A 15,263-nucleotide genomic window follows, 5' to 3' on the forward strand; every position below is an offset into this window, starting at 1 on the left:
TTTAAGTTTCATATGCATTGATTTTCATTAGCCAGATAAATTAGTTCTTAGCTTTAGCTTGTTGCAGCAAATAAATACCGCCTGTGATCATGGCACCTAAAGTTGCAAGCAGCATGTCCACATGGGCATCCCAGATATCACCTTGCTGCCCATTGTAATTTTCTGCATCTTCGGGAGAAAGTTGAATAGCAATCAACCATTCAATCCATTCATAAATCAGGCTGGTTGCCATTACAAATTGAATCACCAATAGAAAAAGCACATAAGGTTTAAGGTTAGGTAACCAAACTTGAAATACACGATAGAAAAAAGGGTAAAGCAGAAGACCATAAGCCAAATGCACCCAACGATCATACATGTTGCGAGTCCAGCCCATAGTTTGATTTAAATCAAAATGAAAAACTTGCAGGATCCATTCGTTATAAGGTACATAAGAATATAAATAATGAGCTGCTAAAATATGGATCAAAAGAAAAGCTAAATAAAGAGCAAAATTGACAAAGCTTAAGCCTATTTTTTTCAAAGTAATGTACAACACAAGCAGCATAAAAATGGTTCCTGCTTGATGAAGTAAATACGATTCAAATTCTAATGGATGAATACTGGCAATTGAAATTGTAGCAGCAACAATCGCTAAACAAATCCAGTGTTTAAAAGTAAGTTGGTATTCGATCATTAAATTTATTCATATAAATAGTTAAGCATAAAAAAGCGAAGCCTAAGCTTCGCTTTTTAAATTAACAGCAAATTAGATTTTAGCAATTAAATCTTTAATTTGTTTTGCTTGTTCAGCAGCATTACCTGTGTAGCTTGCAGGCGTCATTTCCGCTAAACGTGCGCGATCCGCAGCAGGCACAGCTTCAAGTTCAGTACCATTTACGAAGTCTAGCATCATCTCACGCGTCATGGCTTGACCACGAGTAAGCGCTTTTAATTTTTCGTATGGCTTTTCGACGTTATAACGACGCATCACTGTTTGAATAGGTTCTGCAAGTACTTCTTGAGCATTGTCTAAATCTTCAAGAATACGGGCTGCATTCAATTCAAGTTTACCAATACCTTTTAAGCAAGCTTCAAATGCAATTAAGCTTTGAGCAAAACCAACACCCATGTTACGCAGAACAGTTGAGTCAGTTAAGTCGCGCTGCCAGCGAGAGATTGGTAATTTTTCGCCCAAATGTGCCAATACAGCATTGGCAAGACCCAAGTTACCTTCAGAGTTTTCGAAGTCAATTGGATTTACTTTGTGTGGCATAGTTGAAGAACCGACTTCACCATCTTTAAGTTTTTGTTTGAAGAAACCTAAAGAAATATAACCCCATACATCACGGTTAAAATCGACCAAAATGGTGTTGAAACGACGTAATGCATCAAAAAGTTCCGCCATGTAGTCATGTGGCTCAATTTGTGTCGTGTACGGGTTAAAGTCTAAACCTAAAGATTCAACAAAAGCTTGTGAGTGTGCAGGCCAGTTGATGTCTGGGTAGGCAGATAAATGCGCATTGTAGTTACCTACAGCACCGTTAATTTTGCCTAGTAATTCAACATTTTGGAATTGTTTAATTTGGCGTGCTAAACGGTATGCAACATTCGCCATTTCTTTACCCAAAGTTGTTGGGCTGGCAGTTTGACCGTGTGTACGAGAAAGCATAGGCTGTTCAGCGTGTTTTTCAGCCAATGCTGCAATTGCATCAATAATTTGCTGCATAGATGCAACCAATACATCACGACCACTTTTGAGCATTAATGCATGAGACAAGTTATTGATGTCTTCAGAGGTACATGCAAAATGAATAAATTCACCCGCATTTTTAAGTTCATCAATATTGGCAATTTTCTCTTTTAAGAAATATTCAACCGCTTTTACATCATGGTTGGTTGTGCGTTCAATGTCTTTAATACGGTTGGCATCGTCTTCAGAAAATTGAGTAACGATAGCATCTAAAGCTGCATTTGTTTCAGCACTAAACGCTGGAACTTCAACAATTTCAGGGTGGTTCGCAAGCGCTTGCAACCAGCGCACTTCAACAGTCACACGAGCATGGATTAAACCAAACTCAGAGAGGAAAGGACGCAAAGCATCACATTTGCTAGCGTAACGTCCATCTAATGGAGAAAGTGCAGTTAAAGCGTTCATGGTGATTCCTTAAACTTTGGAATAAAACGTAAAACGAAAATTTCGTACAGCATGAGGTTAGATCACCTGATACTGTAAACGAGCGAGATCTTGAATGTCTTGGAGCAGTTTACGTTTGCTAAAAATCATGCCCCAAGAGCTTCCTCCAAGCTGACGCCACAAATGTGCCATTTGTAGACCAGTAAAGAGGGCAGCACGAATTCGGTTGGTATGCGCTGTATCCTTAAATGCTTCTGCATTGCCACGCACCATAATACGAGGATTAATTTGTCCTGCGGTATCGACATAGGTTTGGGCTAAGTTGGCAAGAATGCTCGGATGCGTATAGTTATTGTCGAAAAAAGAGAGTTGTTTTAGAATTTTTTGCTGTGATTTTTCAATAATTTCTACAAACTTTGGATTACTGTAGACCTTTTTTTCTAATTGTAATAATGCCATAGCATAGGACATGGGAAGCTTGGCATTCGAGAGTTTGGGTAAGCGGGATTTCGGTGCAGGATTAAACGGTTGGGTAATACTGCTTTCTAGGGTTTTCAATCCTAGAGAGATATCAGCAAGTTGATTGAAAAAATCTAAGGTTTGACAGGATTGATTGGACGTTGGACGGATATTTAGGCTGGCTTTAATGAGCTGTTCTAAATAGAAATTCCCGCTATCTCCGATGCTCTGTCGCCCAGAAATAGCTGTCATATGGGTGAGTTGTGTTGCCTGAAACACAGCCGCAAGCGCCAATGCACGATTTTGGCGTTGACTTAAAGTTTGAGGCTGTTGAAACGGTAACTCAACCATACCGAACAATCCTTTTATGCAATAAAATCTGGCTTAGGGGCATTGGTATGATGAATGACACCACCACCTAAACAAATATCATCTAAATAAAACACGACACTCTGACCTGGAGTAACAGCACGTTGTGATTCATCAAATTCAACGCGAACACCATTTGGCATTGTGTCATCTTTATATAATACGCAAGCTTGGTCGGGCTGGCGATAACGGGTTTTTGCCGTACAGCGGAAACCTGTAACAGGGATGTCTTGTTCACCTGCAACCCAGTCAATCGCTTCACTCCAAAGCATTGTACTTTGCATTAAGGGGTGATCATGACCTTGACCGACCACAAGGCGGTTATGTTCAATATCTTTATGTAAGACGAACCAAGCACCTTCGTCAGCACCTTTCATACCACCAATGCCAATGCCGCCACGCTGACCGAGCGTATAGTACATTAAGCCGTGATGATCACCAACCTCTTTCCCGTTATCCAATACAATTTTTCCGGGTTGAGCGGGTAAGTATTGTTTCAAGAAGTCATTAAATCGGCGTTCTCCAATAAAACAAATACCTGTTGAATCTTTTTTCTTTGCAGTAGCTAAGCCAAGTTCTTCGGCAATGCGACGAACTTCTGGTTTTTCAATTTCACCCACAGGGAACAAGGTTTTATTAATTTCACGGCCATGTACGGCATGTAAGAAATAAGTTTGGTCTTTGTTTTGATCTAAACCACGTAGTAATGGCGCATATTCTTCACCACGTGAGTTGGTCAGAGTTTCACCGCGACGGCAATAATGACCTGTGGCAATAAAATCCGCACCTAAATTCACGGCATGGTCGAGGAAGGCACGGAATTTAATTTCTTTATTACACAAGATATCTGGGTTTGGGGTACGACCTGCGGCATATTCAGCAAGGAAGTGTTCAAATACACGATCCCAATATTCCATGGCGAAATTGGCAGTATGTAATTTAATTCCAATTTTATCGCAAACGGCTTGCGCATCGGCAAGGTCTTCCATTGCGGTACAATATTCCGTGCCGTCATCTTCTTCCCAGTTCTTCATGAAAAGTCCTTCAACTTGATATCCTTGTTGAAGAAGAAGTGCTGCAGATACAGAAGAATCTACACCACCAGACATACCGACGATGACACGTTGTTGCATAGGATTAAGCATCCAGATTTGAGATAAGAGGAGAGTTTTGGTGCTCATAAATGAGCGATAAAGGGTATTGTTGCCCAGCGAGCGCATCTTTCACTGCTTTAATCACTAACGGGCTACGGGCGCGAGCAGTTTCTTGAAGTTCATCCAAGGTCATCCATTTTGGACCGATAATCCCTTGATCGAGTTCAGCTTCAGGAAAATACTCTAGAACATGTGCTAAAAAACAAAATCTAAAATAAGTACGGTCAGGAAACATGGGTGGAGTGTAAGTATAAATGCCTAATAGAGCATCTACTTCAACCGCATGACCTGTTTCTTCCATAGTTTCACGAACAGCCGCTTGAATAATGCTTTCACCACATTCAACATGCCCAGCAGGTTGGTTAAATACCGTATGTGTAATGCCTTCGCTATATTCTTCGACAAACAGAAACTTTCCGTCTTTTTCAACGACAGTAGCTACAGTGACATGAGCTGCCCAAGCGGTCATAAAAAAGTACCATGGAATAAAAGGAGTATTCTACAAAATTTAGAAGGCGGTGGCTATGTTGACAGGCAGTTTTCTTTGGGGGAATCAATCCTCTGTTGGTTTAATCATGCTGTTTTATTTATTTCTTAGATCTTCATTGATTGATGAAATGGTTTGAGTAAAGATGCATTTTTAAGTTTAAATATAATTATAGCTCACTTGTTAATTTTTTCAGGGAAGGCGTTAGCTTTGTAAAGCAATTTTCAAATTTTGAAAGAAACTTTTGAATTTTGGTGATAATCTCACCAAAATCTTGAACATTCTCTATTTTTTCAGAGTTGTATTTAAAAAATTTTAATACTCCATTAAGGTTGAATCTAGAATTTAACGATAGAAAATAGGTTTAGCAATAGAAATACTTTATAAGCTGTAAATGATCTGAATTGGAATAAGGCTACATTTACAGTTTATTTAAAATTAAATTATTCTGGGATTATATTTTTGTCACGAGGAATTTCAGAAAATAGAGTGTAGAGCATATCTGGATTTTTCTTTAAGCCAGCACCATCTATATACTTCCACTCCTGAGATTCAAGTGGGCGTACAGCGAGCATAAATGACTTATCTCCTGTCATAGCTTTGCCATTCATTAAGATAGTCAGTTGTTTGGGAATGATACAAAACTCTTTTTTTCCAAAAATATAACTATTTTTGTGGTGGCTGAATATCGATTTTCTTGACTTGGATATTTCTATTTTTAAAGGAGTTAGCTGCGAGTGCTAGAATGGCATTATAGTTTTCTTTACCACCTGAAAGTTCAATAATAGATGAATCTGATTTTTCTGCAATATATTGATAATTAGAGCTATTTAATGCAGTACTCATTTGGGTTATTTCTTTGGAAATGACTTTGTCATAATCTTTCTTGCATTGAGTTGCATCAGCAAAAGCAGTTGTTGAAGATAAAATCATTCCTGTGAAAAAGATTTTTATGAATTGTGATGTATTAAATTTATATAGCATTAACGGTTACTCAGAATTTGAATCAATATTTGTCTACATAGATGAGATGTGTTAAACGCACTTATAAAAAGTATGAAATAAGAAAATTCTAAATGATTAATCTTGTTCTCGGTAATTATTTGCCACTTTCACATAATGTCGTGCAGAGTAAGTTAAAAACTCTTTTTCTTTATCGGTTAAAGGACGCGATTTTTGCACTGGGCTACCGACATAGAGATATCCACTTTCCAAACGTTTACGAGGTGGAACTAAACTACCTGCGCCAATCATTACATCATCTTCGATAATCACATCATCTAAAACAATACTGTTGATTCCGACCAATACACGATTGCCAATGGTACAGCCATGTAAAGTGACATGATGTCCAATCGTGACATCTTCACCAATAATAAGAGGAGAACCGTTCGGTTTAGCATCATTTTTATGGCTAACATGCAGCATGCAGTGATCTTGCACATTACTGTATTTGCCAATGCGAATACTATTTACATCGCCGCGAATCACTGCGAAAGGCCATACGGAAACATGATCTGCCAGTACGACATCTCCAATCACAATAGAGGCATCATCAACATAGCAGCTTGCATCAATCTTTGGTTTGCTATTTAGATAAGGACGGATATTTTTTTTCATGTTCATACAGCATCATTCAGCAATTTAGAGCAGAGTATAAAAGAAAAAAGCACTCGTATTTACATACGAATGCTTTAACTTTAGTTTAAGTCGTTAAATCTTAAAATAAGTTTGCAAAGAATTGTTTAATATGGTCGATTAAACGTGCAAAGAATCCAGCTTCTTCAACCGCTTGTAATGCAATCAAAGGTTTCTCTGAAATCACTTTGCCATCTAAGCTTGCAACGTACTTACCAACCACTTGACCTTTTTGTAAAGGAGCAGTGAGTTTAGGTTGAACCACAAGTTGCGTTTTAATCGCATCTGCTTTGCCTTTAGGCATAGTCACATTGAAGTTTTCGGCTAAGCCAATTTGAACTTCATTTTCTTTACCAAAGTAAACTTTTGCTTTAGCCAAAACTTGGTTTGCAGGTTGAACTTTAACAGTTTCAAAGTTTGCAAAGCCCCAAGCCAATAAGCTACGTGTTTGTGTCGCACGCTCTTGTACCGTTGGAGTACCAAATACCACAGAGATCAAACGCATTGGACCACGTTTTGATGAAGTGGTGATGCAATAACCTGCTTCTTCCGTATGACCTGTTTTTAAACCATCTACACTTGGGTCAGTATAAAGCAGGGCATTACGGTTGCCTTGTTTAATACCATTAAATGCAAATTCTTTTTCAGAATAGATTGGGTAGTATTTTGAACTGTCATGAATGATATGTTGTGCAAGCGTTGCCATATCTTTTGCAGTTGAATAGTGACCATCCGCAGGCATACCAGTTGAGTTGATGAAGTGAGTATTGGTCATGCCCATACGTTTTGCTTCTTCATTCATCATGTAAGCAAAAGTACCTTCATTTCCAGCAATATGCTCAGCCATTGCTTTAGACGCGTCGTTACCTGATTGGATAATGATACCACGCAACATTTCTAAAGCTGTTGCCGTACCATTAAGTGGTACATACATACATGATTCTGTGCTACTACCACGACACCATGCAGATTCGTTCATACGAACTTTTTCATCTTCAGTCAGCTCACCCTTCAACAGTTTTTGTTCAATGATGTAACTGGTCATCATTTTTGTCATTGAAGCAGGTGCTAACTTTTCATTTTCATTTTTCGCTGCGAGGATTTGCCCCGTCTCATAGTCCATCAAAACATAAGATTTATTATTGAGTTCTGGCGGCGTAGATAAGACAGTTGCTGCGAAAGAGAAACTTGGTAATAGTAATGTTGCAGCAAGGGCGCTTTTACGGATCATTTCTAGCGGGTTCCAATATCTTGATGTAAGCACAAAGAACTTAGCATTCTAGGACAAAGCATAGCCGACTTCTACCTGTGAAATCGGCTTATTTCAAAAGTATTGTAACCAATTTGTTTCAATTACTATAGGTGGTCAATTCTTGACAGATTTCTTTATTTTTATCATCACCCGCAGTTTTAGCATCAGATTTTGCCTCAGCTAAAATTGGCTTAAATTTTTTGTTTTTACTTAATTCAGCCAATGCAGAAACAGCATCTTTTTCTTCAGGAAGATGTTCATGTGCGAGTTTGGCATAGCCTTGTTCAAAGCCATTTTTATTGTCAACTAGGTTAGGGCAAATTTCTGAAAGTACATAAATTGCAGCAAGTTCTTGTTGAGTAACTGTTTGGTTTGGTGTGACTTCAATATTTTCGTCTTTGCTTTCTTCTGCATGAGTGAAAGAAAAAGTAAACGCGGTGAGTAAAGCTAAAGATGTTGTTTTTAAAGCAGTAAATTTCATAAACAATAAACTCAAAAAGATCAATCTATGTGAGCTAAGGTTAAACAGATTATGTAGAAATGGAAGAGGGAAAGTGTATATAAATGGTTGAAATAGTGAAGAAGTTGTGGACTTGGTAAAACACAATTAAAGCTTACGAACAACTTGGCTTGAAGTCATTCGTAAGTAATTTCAGCAATTACGCTTGATATTCAACAACATCCATACATACAGCTTGTTGTTCTTCTTGACTGGTTTCTTGAGCAGCTTTACGTGTTTCTTGCAAAATAGATTTATATTCTGGGTCAGACTGGAGTTGATCTATAGTTGTTGAACCAGAGTAGTCTTTTAAATACATTTGGGTGAGTAATTTTACATTTGCATCTAATTTTGCATTCTTCCCAATAACCGCAGGGCAGACTTCAGCCATAATTTGAGTAGATGCGATATCTTCTTTTACAATGCTATTGGCTTCTTCTGGGCTTAAACCATCATTTGCGTTGACTGCTTGAGTAAATAAAACTGCAAGACCAAATCCCAAAACACTACGAAATGATAAAGTTTTAATCATTGTAAGGCACTCATTTAGTGATAGATATTGAGCGCTAATATATATAATTTCACATATAATTCAATGAAATGTTCTAGTCAGTCACTTTTTAAGGCGAGTTTTTTGTGAATATTCTAATAGCCAATGATGATGGTGTTTTTGCGCCAGGGATACAAGCTTTAGCACGTGCGCTAAAACCATTAGGTCGTGTGGTGATTGTAGCACCTGAAAGTGAACGAAGTGGTTTTTCCAGTGCTTTAACTTTAGATCGACCGCTGCGACCAATCTCTATTGCACCAGATGTTTGGGCGGTGAATGGAACACCAGCGGATTGCGTGTATCTTTCAATGAACGGATTATTCGATTTTGAGTTTGATTTGGTGGTCAGTGGCATTAATAGCGGTGCCAATCTTGGTGATGATGTACTGTATTCAGGTACAGTCGGTGCAGCATTTGAAGGGCGTTTAATGAAACAACCTGCAATAGCAGTTTCTTTAGCGGGAAGCAATGTACGTAGTTATGAGCATCCAGAAGATTACACAGTTGCGGCACAATGGGTGCATGACTTTATTCAGGCAGGTTTACCAGAATTACCACCGCGTCATATTTTGAACATTAATATTCCTGATGTCGTCGAGTTGCAAGGTCAGAAAATTACCTATCAAGGTCGTCGCTATCAATCTAAACCGATTACCAGTCATGTCGATCCACGTGGTCGTCAAGTGTACTGGATTGGTTTGTCTGGTGAGGCAGTGGCTGAACCAAAACAGGGGATTGCAGGTATTGAGTCTGATTTTTTTGCTGTTGCTAATGGTTTTGTCAGTATTACCCCCATTCAAATGGATGCGACCAATTATGAAATTTTACAGAACTTGCATGAACAGTATCGCTAAAACATCAAAAGTCTTGTAAATGTTGTAACTTTGTGAAAAAGTCCGTGAATGCGGATTTTTTCAAAATATTTTTGCTACTCTTACGCGCATGAAAACCAATAAAGACATATAGAGAGGAAGATAAATGCCTGCGATGTCGCAAAATCGGATCTTTGCTACGCCAACAGCATTGTTGAAAACCCTAGTAATCTCAACTGCTATTGTGACCACTGCTATTTTAAGTGGATGTGCATCTAAACCTCAAATTAATAATCCGACCCGTTACGCAACGGCTCCAGACTATTATACTGTGCGCTCTGGCGATACCTTGAGTGGAATTGCGGCACGTTATGGACTAAGTTATGTCAGCATTGCCGATATGAATGATGTTGCGCCACCGTATCGCATATATGTAGGCCAGTCGCTCAAGCTGAAAGGTTCTGGCAATAATCGTCGTACCACCACGACTCAAGCAGTCACTCAAACTGCTCCGATTCAACGTCAGGCAATCACATTACCAACCACTCCGTCGGCCACGACAACACCTTCGACCACCAGCTCTGTACCTGCTACTCCAGCACAAGTAACTTCTTTGCGTTGGGTTAAACCATCGAATGGCGCTGTAATTGAAAACTTCAATTTAGCCAATAATGTGAAAGGTATTCGTTATAGTGGCAATGTAGGTGATCCAGTGTACGCCGCTGCAAATGGTCAAGTGGTTTATGCTGCTGATGGACTGAAAGAATATGGTAACTTAATCTTGGTTAAGCATATTGATGGCTATATTACGGCTTATGCACATAACAGCAAGATGATTGTGAAAAGCGGAGAAAATGTAACGGCTGGTCAAAAAATTGCGGAGGTGGGTTCATCTGGTGCAAGCCGTACCATGCTTGAGTTTCAAGTACGCTTAAATGGTAAACCAATCAATCCGACCAATGTTTTACCAATAAATTAAATTAAGATCATTACAACTTTTAAATTTCACCGTATAATCCAATGAGTTGCTTTTATCGAAAGGTAGGAGCATCTCATAAGTTTAGAGGGAAATTTATGTTAGATCAACTTCGAGCAATGGGAGTGTTTGCTTGTGTTGTGGAAAAATGTTCGTTTAGCGGAGCCGCACGAGAGTTAGGAATTACTACAAGTGCTGTAAGCCAACAGATTCGTTCTTTAGAACACGAGATGGAAGTGATCCTTCTACATCGTTCGACACGGAAATTGAGTTTGACTGAAGCTGGACAAGCTTTTTTTCATAGCTGCCAAGAGATGCTAGCTGCTGCAGAGCGTGGGAAGATTCGTATTAACGAATTACGCGATGACCTAGTTGGGGAGTTGCGTATTTCGACAACTCCAGAGTTAGGTGCAAATCACGTTATTCCTGCATTATCACATTGGATGTCGGCCCATCGAGGTTTAGCTGTTCATTTGGAAGCGGACAATCATTATATTGATTTGATAGAAGGTCGAATTGATATTGCGTTACGCATGAGTCCGAAAATTGAAGATCAAAGTTTACATGCGGTTCCACTGGCCCGCGTTGAACAAGTGTTAGTTGCTTCACCAAGTTATTTAAATCAGACGGCACCAATTTCGCGGCCAGAAGATTTAAAGAATCATGATTTGATTCCTGTTAACTTAATGAAAAACTATGAAAGTTTTGCATTCCAACATGGTATTTCTGGTGAAACTGCGAGTATTGAAATGAAGTCGCGTTTAACCACCAATAATGTGTTGGTTGCCAAGTCTTTATGTTTGCAAGGACATGGAATTTCTCGAATTTTATATCTTGATGTTCAAAAAGATTTAGTCAATGGTACATTGGTAGAGGTATTACCAGAGTGGAAATTACCTAATTTTTACTTATATGCGATTACATCTAAACGTGAACAACAGCCGATGAAAATTCACCGTTGTTTAGATGCATTGAAACAATATTTTAGCCAGTTACCCGGTGGCAGAATTTATCAAGAAGCTTCATAAAAAGCTGAAATAAAAAAGCCGCTAAACGCGGCTTTTTTTGTTGTGCAATGTCTTATATTTTACCTTGCTTTATGATTAAGCAAGGTAAGTTCGAATCATATTTACCAAACGTTGAATCAATTGATCGGCTTGTTCTTGCGTGATATTTAATGGTGGCAATAAACGTACCACTGAACCCGCAGTTACATTAATAATCAGTTGATGTTGATCACGCGCAATATGAACCAATTCTGCACATGGTTTAGGTAATTCGATACCAATCATCAAACCAAAACCACGTACTGCTACTTTTTGATCAGAAAGCTGTTGTGCTAACTGCTGAACAATATAGCGTCCCATATTTGCTGCATTTTCAAGTAAGTTTTCTTTCTCGATCACATCGATAACAGTGTAAACCACACGTGAACCTAGAGCCGTACCGCTATACGTTGAACCATGGTTTCCAGCAGTGAGCACACCTACACCACGACCTTGGGTCATCACAGCACCAATCGGGAAGCCATTACCTAAACCTTTAGCTGTAGTAAGTACGTCTGGCACAATATTGGTGTGTTGATAAGCAAAATATTTACCTGTACGACCATTACCTGTTTGAACTTCATCAAGCATCATTAACCAATTGTGTTGATTACAGATGCGACGAATATCTTCTAAATAACTAAAGCCTTGCGGTGCAGTATTTACACCACCTTCACCTTGAATAGGTTCAACCAAAATAGCCACAATATCAGGGTGTTGAATTGCAGCTTCTTCAATGGCCTCTACGTCACCAAAAGGTACGCGAATAAAACCTTCAACCAAAGGTCCAAAGCCCTCTTGGACTTTCTTATTTCCTGTCGCAGATAAAGTCGCTAAGGTGCGCCCATGAAATGAATGGTCTGCGACAATAATTTTAGGCGTTGCAATCCCTTGTAAGTGTCCGAATTTACGCGCAATCTTGATTGCACCTTCGTTCGATTCTGCACCACTGTTCGAGAAGAATACTTCTTCCATACCTGCAACTTGTGCAAGTTTTTGTGCAGCAGCAGTTTGCCAAGGGACTTCAAATAAATTGCTGGTATGAATAAGCGTAGCTGCTTGTTCTGCAATAGCTTGGGTCACTTCGGGATGCGAGTGTCCTAAACCACAAACTGCAATACCTGTTAAGGCATCTAAATACTCAGTTCCATCTGCGGTGTATAAATACGTTCCTCGACCTCGGACAAAGCTGATCGGTTGACGGCCAAACACTGGCATCAAATGAGATGGTTGATCAGTTTGTATAGGGGCTTGAGTAAAGGTATTCATAACTAACTCGTATTTGATAAGAAATTAAAAGCTTCACTAGCATCGGCATATGGAAAGTATGAAAATGATAGTGGATTGATTTTTCAATTCGATGAGAATTGGAAAACAATGCCTATATAAGCAAAATCTCATCTAGAATTAAAGTCTGAATGCAAATAAAACTGGAAATATTGCTTTAAGCATACTGTTTTGTTGTGTTTTGGGTATAATGCAAGGCAGATTAGTTGAGGATTCATCAATGACTGAACAAACACGCGATACAGAAGCGTTAATTCGTGACCAGATTGCTAAACACGCAGTTCTTCTTTACATGAAAGGCACTCCGCAATTTCCACAGTGTGGTTTTTCTGCACGTGCGGTAGAAGCTCTCAGTCAAATTGGTCGTCCGTTTGCTTACGTTAATATTCTAGAAAATCCAGATATTCGTGCAACATTACCGCGTATTGCGAACTGGCCAACATTCCCACAATTGTGGATTAACGGTGAGTTAATCGGTGGTAGCGATATCATGCTCGATATGTTCCAAAAAGGTGAATTGAAGCCTTTAGTTGAACAATACAGCCCTGCACCAGAAGCATAAGCAATTGCTGATGTAGTAAAAAGCCAACAGTTAGTTGGCTTTTTTATGCGTAGGAATATAGAAGTTGAGGGCTGTTACGCCATTTTTAAATGTGGTCGTAATGCGGGGAGGTCTTGGTCGTGTCCCACCATATAGGTATATTGTGCTAGGCTGAACATTTCCAAATCTTCTTCACTATTACCATAAGCATAAATGCTTGCATATTCAGTCACAGGATATTGCTGAGAAACACGGTTCTTCTTTTCAATTCGACTACAGTCGGCAGATTGATAATATCCTGTAAGTCGACCATCTCGAATTTCAGTTTCAGTACAAATGAGATCAATCGACAATAATTGGCATAATGGTTTCAAATATAAATCGACTGATGCCGAAACCAAAACCACATCATGTTCAAGTGCTTGATGTTGTCGCAATTGCTCAATAAATTTAGGCTCTAATTCGTGCATCAGTTGATGTGCATATTCTTCAGCAATTTGCTGAATTTCAGCATAATCTGTGTCTTTAAACATGCCATAGAACAGTTTTGGTCGCATGGCGTGGGCAGGGTAGACATTTAAATAGTAGGCTTGAATCCATGGCAAGAGTTTCAAGCCTTGTTTAACAATATGTCGTTTGGAGAGTGCAAAAAAAATAAAGCCAGTAAAGCTGTCTTTTTTGCACAAAGTGCCATCAAAATCGAATAATGCTAGATTTTTATGCGTTTCGCCCGTTGCATACATGTTTCATAACGTCCATTCACACGGCTGGCAAACCAGTTGGTATTATAATCACGGCTTAATTTGGGTCCAGAAATGACCACTTGAGGCATCATGGCATAGAATGCCTTTTTACCTGTTTTTTCTTCATATAATTTAGTCACTGCGCGATAGGTCGCAGTTTCTTCAAAATCTTTCTCTTTTTCTTTTTTCAAATCACTGCGAATTTGCCGTGGTGTGACTAAAACGTTATTTTGAGCAAATACATTGATTAACTCACGTTCTGACTCGCTTTTTGCTGAACGTACAGAACCATCTTTATTATAGAGTAATAGGTCGCCGTCAAGGCTGAGTTCGGCTTCAGTCAAGTCATTTAACATGCTTTGGAAAGCGGCATTGCGACTCGAATACATCCCTGAGTTGTAATCAGCGAAACGGTAAATCGCCTTGTCATAATCCGTTGGATACATCATTAAACGGTGAATGCCGTAATATAATCCGCCGTATTGGCTGTATAAATCGGTACGTAACTCAGCAATATTACCACCTTGACGCTTATGCGCCTTGGCATATCCAATATGGACTTGCATAGAACCCAATGTTGTAATTGGATTCATTTTTTCACCGACATCTTGCCCAACCAGTTTGGCAGCGCCAGTAAGTGCACTAACATGATAATGCTGCGACATATAGTCGAAAATTTCACGGTAAAGTTCGTCTAATTGGCGCTCGGTTTGTACGCGGCGCATTTGACTTAAATAGTTATCTTCAGGGCTTGGTTGCGTTTTTAAGACTTCTTCAAAATAACCAGCAACGGTACCACCAATTTTTTCACCCAATTTATCGGTAAATTTTTCAGTGAGGCGGTCTTGCACTTCTTTAACTGCTTTTTCACCCAAACCTGGCACTTTAGGATCGGCAACAAAGTTAGACTCTTGATCGACTACGGCCACAATGCTGCAAATATTTTCTTTGGTTTGTGGAATACCCAACTGTTCGGTAATGTCGAAAATATCTTTAGCCCAAGAACTACGGTCATTCGTACGTGATGGAATAAGACGCTTAATTTGATCACTGTTTAAAGTAGGCTCGTCATCTTTCCACCATGAGTGATCACCACAGGCAATAAGACTAAATGAGAGTGCTAATACACTTAATGGCTTTAGTGATTGAATTAGGGATACAGAAAAAGCAGTTTTTCTCATAGTCTCTGGGCAATAGGTAAGGGGTGAGCAAATAGAGCAGGTGCAGTATACTATGTTGCTGATTAAAAGTTATGAATATATGTATATTGGTCTCTATCAACTGTCAAATAATTTAATTGTTGCTCCTGCGACAGTGGGGGAGTAAGTCGGTTT

18 protein-coding genes are annotated in these 15,263 nt (G+C 39.1%); 4 read left to right on the forward strand and 14 right to left on the reverse strand.

Annotation, left to right across the window (positions count from 1 at the left end; genetic code table 11):
* Positions 1-40: 40 nt before the first annotated feature.
* The 11 genes from M5E07_RS05485 to M5E07_RS05535 form a co-directional block, all read right to left on the reverse strand.
* Positions 41-676 (reverse strand): DUF2238 domain-containing protein, encoded by a 636-nt coding sequence (locus tag M5E07_RS05485; protein ID WP_252222729.1) that lies wholly within the window; start codon positions 674-676, stop codon positions 41-43.
* Positions 677-748: 72 nt separating this feature from the next.
* A complete protein-coding gene (gene purB / locus M5E07_RS05490; protein ID WP_116759232.1) occupies positions 749-2,137 on the reverse strand; it encodes an adenylosuccinate lyase in 1,389 nt (462 codons plus the stop codon).
* Positions 2,138-2,194: 57 nt separating this feature from the next.
* The gene (hflD, locus tag M5E07_RS05495; RefSeq protein ID WP_116759233.1) at positions 2,195-2,926 is read right to left on the reverse strand and encodes a high frequency lysogenization protein HflD; all 732 of its coding nucleotides are present in this window, start codon (positions 2,924-2,926) and stop codon (positions 2,195-2,197) included.
* A 14-nt stretch (positions 2,927-2,940) separates the two neighbouring features.
* Positions 2,941-4,077, reverse strand: coding sequence for a tRNA 2-thiouridine(34) synthase MnmA (mnmA, locus tag M5E07_RS05500; RefSeq protein ID WP_252222732.1), 1,137 nt, complete (start codon positions 4,075-4,077; stop codon positions 2,941-2,943).
* A gap of 4 nt (positions 4,078-4,081) precedes the next feature.
* The gene (locus M5E07_RS05505; protein WP_252222735.1) at positions 4,082-4,567 is read right to left on the reverse strand and encodes an NUDIX hydrolase; all 486 of its coding nucleotides are present in this window, start codon (positions 4,565-4,567) and stop codon (positions 4,082-4,084) included.
* Between the two features lie 461 nt (positions 4,568-5,028).
* Positions 5,029-5,196, reverse strand: coding sequence for a hypothetical protein (locus tag M5E07_RS05510; protein WP_252222737.1), 168 nt, complete (start codon positions 5,194-5,196; stop codon positions 5,029-5,031).
* Between the two features lie 55 nt (positions 5,197-5,251).
* Positions 5,252-5,569 (reverse strand): hypothetical protein, encoded by a 318-nt coding sequence (locus M5E07_RS05515; RefSeq protein ID WP_252222740.1) that lies wholly within the window; start codon positions 5,567-5,569, stop codon positions 5,252-5,254.
* Positions 5,570-5,665: 96 nt separating this feature from the next.
* Positions 5,666-6,205 carry a gamma carbonic anhydrase family protein gene (locus M5E07_RS05520; protein ID WP_252223710.1) on the reverse strand — a complete coding sequence of 180 codons (540 nt, stop codon included), beginning with the start codon at positions 6,203-6,205 and terminating at the stop codon, positions 5,666-5,668.
* A gap of 100 nt (positions 6,206-6,305) precedes the next feature.
* Positions 6,306-7,454: a D-alanyl-D-alanine carboxypeptidase PBP5/6 gene (gene dacC, locus M5E07_RS05525; RefSeq protein WP_252222743.1), complete on the reverse strand. Its 1,149-nt coding sequence runs from the start codon at positions 7,452-7,454 to the stop codon at positions 6,306-6,308.
* A gap of 118 nt (positions 7,455-7,572) precedes the next feature.
* The gene (locus M5E07_RS05530) at positions 7,573-7,956 is read right to left on the reverse strand and encodes an MCR_0457 family protein (RefSeq protein WP_252222746.1); all 384 of its coding nucleotides are present in this window, start codon (positions 7,954-7,956) and stop codon (positions 7,573-7,575) included.
* 178 nt (positions 7,957-8,134) lie between these two features.
* A complete protein-coding gene (locus M5E07_RS05535) occupies positions 8,135-8,506 on the reverse strand; it encodes an MCR_0457 family protein (protein ID WP_252222749.1) in 372 nt (123 codons plus the stop codon).
* A 104-nt stretch (positions 8,507-8,610) separates the two neighbouring features.
* Here M5E07_RS05535 and surE point away from each other — a divergent pair, with 104 nt between their 5' ends.
* The 3 genes from surE to M5E07_RS05550 all read left to right on the forward strand — a co-directional run bounded on the left by surE (position 8,611) and on the right by M5E07_RS05550 (position 11,340).
* On the forward strand, positions 8,611-9,378 hold the full coding sequence (gene surE, locus M5E07_RS05540) for a 5'/3'-nucleotidase SurE (protein ID WP_252222751.1): 768 nt from the start codon (positions 8,611-8,613) through the stop codon (positions 9,376-9,378).
* Positions 9,379-9,502: 124 nt separating this feature from the next.
* A complete protein-coding gene (locus M5E07_RS05545) occupies positions 9,503-10,315 on the forward strand; it encodes a peptidoglycan DD-metalloendopeptidase family protein (RefSeq protein ID WP_252222754.1) in 813 nt (270 codons plus the stop codon).
* Between the two features lie 95 nt (positions 10,316-10,410).
* A complete protein-coding gene (locus tag M5E07_RS05550) occupies positions 10,411-11,340 on the forward strand; it encodes a LysR family transcriptional regulator (RefSeq protein WP_116759241.1) in 930 nt (309 codons plus the stop codon).
* Between the two features lie 75 nt (positions 11,341-11,415).
* On the opposite strand, the gene M5E07_RS05555 is transcribed toward M5E07_RS05550, so the two are convergent.
* The gene (locus tag M5E07_RS05555; protein WP_252222757.1) at positions 11,416-12,627 is read right to left on the reverse strand and encodes an aspartate aminotransferase family protein; all 1,212 of its coding nucleotides are present in this window, start codon (positions 12,625-12,627) and stop codon (positions 11,416-11,418) included.
* Between the two features lie 238 nt (positions 12,628-12,865).
* On the opposite strand from M5E07_RS05555, the gene grxD reads away from it, so the two are divergent.
* Positions 12,866-13,207 carry a Grx4 family monothiol glutaredoxin gene (gene grxD / locus M5E07_RS05560; RefSeq protein WP_016166729.1) on the forward strand — a complete coding sequence of 114 codons (342 nt, stop codon included), beginning with the start codon at positions 12,866-12,868 and terminating at the stop codon, positions 13,205-13,207.
* Positions 13,208-13,281: 74 nt separating this feature from the next.
* Here grxD and M5E07_RS05565 read toward each other — a convergent pair whose 3' ends face one another.
* Positions 13,282-13,929 carry an HAD family hydrolase gene (locus tag M5E07_RS05565; protein WP_252222761.1) on the reverse strand — a complete coding sequence of 216 codons (648 nt, stop codon included), beginning with the start codon at positions 13,927-13,929 and terminating at the stop codon, positions 13,282-13,284.
* Positions 13,896-15,110, reverse strand: coding sequence for a DUF1615 family protein (locus M5E07_RS05570; protein WP_252222764.1), 1,215 nt, complete (start codon positions 15,108-15,110; stop codon positions 13,896-13,898). The genes M5E07_RS05565 and M5E07_RS05570 overlap by 34 nt, the downstream gene beginning before the upstream one ends.
* Positions 15,111-15,263: the final 153 nt, after the last annotated feature.

The sequence above is a fragment of the Acinetobacter tibetensis genome, assembly GCF_023824315.1.
Lineage (GTDB): Bacteria > Pseudomonadota > Gammaproteobacteria > Pseudomonadales > Moraxellaceae > Acinetobacter > Acinetobacter tibetensis.

Coding starts and splice junctions, on each gene's coding strand:
- M5E07_RS05485 (WP_252222729.1), bottom strand. CDS start 676: ATGATCGAATACCAACTTACTTTTAAACACTGGATTTGTTTAGCGATT.
- purB (WP_116759232.1), bottom strand. CDS start 2,137: ATGAACGCTTTAACTGCACTTTCTCCATTAGATGGACGTTACGCTAGC.
- hflD (WP_116759233.1), bottom strand. CDS start 2,926: ATGGTTGAGTTACCGTTTCAACAGCCTCAAACTTTAAGTCAACGCCAA.
- mnmA (WP_252222732.1), bottom strand. CDS start 4,077: ATGCAACAACGTGTCATCGTCGGTATGTCTGGTGGTGTAGATTCTTCT.
- M5E07_RS05505 (WP_252222735.1), bottom strand. CDS start 4,567: ATGACCGCTTGGGCAGCTCATGTCACTGTAGCTACTGTCGTTGAAAAA.
- M5E07_RS05510 (WP_252222737.1), bottom strand. CDS start 5,196: ATGAATGGCAAAGCTATGACAGGAGATAAGTCATTTATGCTCGCTGTA.
- M5E07_RS05515 (WP_252222740.1), bottom strand. CDS start 5,569: ATGCTATATAAATTTAATACATCACAATTCATAAAAATCTTTTTCACA.
- M5E07_RS05520 (WP_252223710.1), bottom strand. CDS start 6,205: ATGAAAAAAAATATCCGTCCTTATCTAAATAGCAAACCAAAGATTGAT.
- dacC (WP_252222743.1), bottom strand. CDS start 7,454: ATGATCCGTAAAAGCGCCCTTGCTGCAACATTACTATTACCAAGTTTC.
- M5E07_RS05530 (WP_252222746.1), bottom strand. CDS start 7,956: ATGAAATTTACTGCTTTAAAAACAACATCTTTAGCTTTACTCACCGCG.
- M5E07_RS05535 (WP_252222749.1), bottom strand. CDS start 8,506: ATGATTAAAACTTTATCATTTCGTAGTGTTTTGGGATTTGGTCTTGCA.
- M5E07_RS05545 (WP_252222754.1), top strand. CDS start 9,503: ATGCCTGCGATGTCGCAAAATCGGATCTTTGCTACGCCAACAGCATTG.
- M5E07_RS05550 (WP_116759241.1), top strand. CDS start 10,411: ATGTTAGATCAACTTCGAGCAATGGGAGTGTTTGCTTGTGTTGTGGAA.
- M5E07_RS05555 (WP_252222757.1), bottom strand. CDS start 12,627: ATGAATACCTTTACTCAAGCCCCTATACAAACTGATCAACCATCTCAT.
- grxD (WP_016166729.1), top strand. CDS start 12,866: ATGACTGAACAAACACGCGATACAGAAGCGTTAATTCGTGACCAGATT.
- M5E07_RS05565 (WP_252222761.1), bottom strand. CDS start 13,929: ATGTATGCAACGGGCGAAACGCATAAAAATCTAGCATTATTCGATTTT.
- M5E07_RS05570 (WP_252222764.1), bottom strand. CDS start 15,110: ATGAGAAAAACTGCTTTTTCTGTATCCCTAATTCAATCACTAAAGCCA.